The organism is Catenibacterium sp. UBA627 (assembly GCF_002299355.1).
In the GTDB taxonomy this organism is placed as follows: Bacteria; Bacillota_I; Bacilli_A; order Erysipelotrichales; family Coprobacillaceae; genus Catenibacterium; species Catenibacterium mitsuoka.
Genome location: NZ_DBPF01000084.1, coordinates 9196 through 12373, shown reverse-complemented (window position 1 = coordinate 12373; position 3178 = coordinate 9196). Strand labels below are relative to the sequence as shown.

Sequence of the window (3178 nt, the reverse complement as noted above, 5' to 3'; positions counted from 1 at the left end):
AGGTGGGATGTGTTTTGGATACTCATGTTTATTCTGCTCATGTTGCTCGTTCTATCATCGACCATTGCGATATTCGAGGCTACAACCCTGACAGAATTCATATCAAAGATATTTTCTTCAAGTTTATTTTACTATTTACAGTGTCATCTTTTTCTTATAATAATCCATATCCGTTAATGATGAATAGTTATCTTTATCACTTGCATCTTTATCATTCATCTTATTCATCAGTAAAAACAAAGGAACTATTAATATAAAAATTGTCAATCCCATAAAATATGAACTAGTAATAAAAAGATACTTAGGATTTACTGTAATTCCAACGTTACCCGAAAATACAAGTACAAGTTGCATTCCTACGAAATAAACAACAAATAAATTTACTATCCAGGATATTTATATTTTTTTCTTATCCATGCATCTTCTTCCCACAAACTAAATTTACCTTGTAAATAAAAAATGAAAGAACTATTCTAAATTCTTCCATCTTATTAAAATATTGATATATTTTAACGTTGATAAAACATGAATTATGTCACACTCGATAAACTATACAAACATTTTGTCGAGTGACTCGATATTTTATTGTTCAGTCTCTTGAAAAATAAATGTAGATGCTATACTCAACTCATAAGGAGCTAACTATATAAAAATCAAGTGTTTTTCCTTATTGATGGGAAGATAACCAAGTTCATCAATAATCATTATCTTGAATTTAGTAAAATGTCGAAACCTGTCTTCCAATCTGTTCTCACTGTTTGCTTTCTTCAACTGGTAGATAAGATCATGACATTTGATGAAATAAGTACTGTTTCTACGCTTTGTAGCAACGATACCTATACTTACTGTCAAATGTGATTTACTAATAATTGATGAATGGTTACTAGTGAACACTCAAAACATTGAACAACAAGATATTCTGTTCTCAATTGGATGTAGCAGGATGGCACTCTCAATTAGGTGGTGCAGCATGAGCTGATGCTTTGCGAGATAGAATTACACCAAAATCTCGCATAATCAAAATTGATGGTGATAAATCGATGCGTTCAAGATAAAATCATTAGTCCAAGACCATATCCTTTTCTCTGATAGTCAGGATGAATGGTAAACGGACCAAATGATAAAATTTCTTTTTCCGTACCATCATCGGTAATCAGTCTTGCTTTTACATATATAATGTGACCAATAATTTTCCCATCCTCTTCTCAAACAAAATCTAATTCAAGGATATACTCTTCGCTTTTTCTTATCTGATGACAAGATAGTGTTCGTTACATCTTGGCACAGATCAATCCCAAAATGTCTTTTTTATTAATTCTTCTTCTGTTCTATGATCTTTTGGTTTTTATTTCATATCGAGATTTTTGTCTCCTTCTTCGATTTTAAGTTTTTATCTTATGTTTCTTCACTAGCAATTTTTTTTGATTGGCACCTGAATTTCTGTAAGCCATTCACTTTCATCCTCTTTGTTCCAAACACCATCTATATAACTTTCACGAATCGCCCCTACAATCTCATATCCATTCTCTTCCACATATTTTAGCACACTTTCATAAGATGTAGCCAAAGTGTTATATGACCCCTTATGAAATACAGATGCTACCAGGAGTTTCGGCATCATTTTAAAGTGAAGCTCACCGATATCATCCTTACATTCTGTCACTGATTCGCATAATTCCACCAGAATATTTTCCTCTTTATAACTCGGTTCCAAATAGTTCGTAAAGCAATATTCTGGGAGAGCGCAAATGCATCCTACCTGTTCCATAAGTTCTCCCATTTGAGGCATTTTATCAAATAGATTATCATAGGAATCAAGTCTTGTCTTCATATAGGCAACAATACACTCCGGTACCTCCTTGATTAAGACTGGTGTTAACAAACAAGATTTCTTTTTTGCTAGATATCCATCTAAAACAGCCACCTGTTTCGTAAGTTCAGCAATTCTTGAAAGAAGTTCTGATTTCTTTTTTAGCAATAATTCTTCTTCATCTTCGCCATTATTGATGCGTACAATTTCTTCCAAGGTAAAACCAGCCTGTTTTAATGCTGATATTTGGTGCATTGTAGCCATTTGATTTAGTTTATAATAACGATATCCAGTTTCAGCATCAATATAAGCCGGCAGCAAAAGCCCCTGTTCCTCATAGAAACGAAGAGCTTTCACTGTCACACGATTCATTGCAGCAAACATCCCAATCTTATATAACGAACCACTATCTACTTCTCCACACATTTCATGTTCTCCATACATTTTCATCAAATCACTCCCATCGGAATGTTTTTACAGCAACACTTGTACAGATTACTGCAATCACAAGTATAATAATCACCGATGTCAGTATATCATCAAAACAGCCAATAGACACCTTTTTTAATGTATCAATTCCAATTCCCAGTGGCATCCATTTGATTAAAGCACGAACTCCAGCCGGAAATACTTCTGCCGGAATCGTTGCTCCTGAAAATAACAACATCGGAAAATACAAAAGGCTTGTTGCAACATTCATAGATTTTGTTGTACGACATAGGCTTGCCACCAAAAGTCCAATTGAAAACATAGAAACCATCGTAAGTAACCATATCCCTATAAAAGCAAAGACATTTCCACTCATTCGATATCCAAAAAGAACTGCAACTATCGTTAATAAAATCGTAGAAACGATTGCAATCATACTGCTAGAAAGAATATCACAAGTAAGTAATCTCACAGGCGAGCATGGACTACAATACATTCTTCGAAGAATTCCTTGATTTCTAAGTTCTACAATTGTGATTGGAATACTCATAAAGGCAGTACAGCATATTCCCACGGTAGATAATGATACAAATGCGCTTTGTAAAAATGTTAATCCAGAATCGGCCGCTTCCTTATGACCGCTTATCATGGTAATCAATGCAAATACTACCACTGGCATCAATAATCCAAACAGAATAACATCCGGTGAACGAAAGTATATCCTCTGTTCTATTTTATACATTGTCAAAAATCTTTTCATAACAAATCCTCCTCACCCATAAAATAAAGATATGCTTCTTCCAAATTAGTCTTTCTTGAAGCATTTACAATTTCAGCAATGGTACCTTCTATTACCTTTTCCCCTGACTTAATAATGCATACATGGTCACAAAGTGCCTGTGCCTCCTCCATATAATGTGTGGTCAAAAAGATAGTAAG

Annotated in this window: 4 protein-coding genes and 2 pseudogenes; 1 reads left to right on the top strand and 5 read right to left on the bottom strand. The window is 34.0% G+C overall.

Annotated features, from left to right (window positions below):
- Nucleotides 1-257: hypothetical protein (locus tag B2S90_RS05395; RefSeq protein ID WP_286696659.1), on the top strand; the 257-nt coding region annotated here is incomplete at its 5' end.
- Nucleotides 258-642: 385 nt separating this feature from the next.
- On the opposite strand, the gene B2S90_RS05390 is transcribed toward B2S90_RS05395, so the two are convergent.
- The 5 genes and pseudogenes from B2S90_RS05390 to B2S90_RS05375 all read right to left on the bottom strand — a co-directional run.
- On the bottom strand, nucleotides 643-894 hold the full coding sequence (locus B2S90_RS05390; RefSeq protein ID WP_286696658.1) for an ATP-binding protein: 252 nt from the start codon (nucleotides 892-894) through the stop codon (nucleotides 643-645).
- A 152-nt stretch (nucleotides 895-1046) separates the two neighbouring features.
- A pseudogene (locus tag B2S90_RS10905) lies at nucleotides 1047-1193 on the bottom strand (N-acetyltransferase); the annotation flags it as partial.
- A 215-nt stretch (nucleotides 1194-1408) separates the two neighbouring features.
- Complete coding sequence (locus tag B2S90_RS05385) at nucleotides 1409-2260, bottom strand: MerR family transcriptional regulator (RefSeq protein WP_286696657.1); 852 nt, start codon at nucleotides 2258-2260, stop codon at nucleotides 1409-1411.
- 4 nt (nucleotides 2261-2264) lie between these two features.
- Nucleotides 2265-2999, bottom strand: a complete 735-nt coding sequence (locus B2S90_RS05380; protein WP_278780236.1) for an ABC transporter permease — start codon at nucleotides 2997-2999, stop codon at nucleotides 2265-2267.
- A pseudogene (locus B2S90_RS05375) lies at nucleotides 2996-3178 on the bottom strand (ABC transporter ATP-binding protein); the annotation flags it as partial. The pseudogene B2S90_RS05375 and the gene B2S90_RS05380, both read right to left, overlap by 4 nt.

Excerpts from the sequence above, each read along its gene's own strand:
- B2S90_RS05385 (WP_286696657.1), bottom strand. The coding sequence starts at position 2,260 with ATGAAAATGTATGGAGAACATGAAATGTGTGGAGAAGTAGATAGTGGT.
- B2S90_RS05380 (WP_278780236.1), bottom strand. The coding sequence starts at position 2,999 with ATGAAAAGATTTTTGACAATGTATAAAATAGAACAGAGGATATACTTT.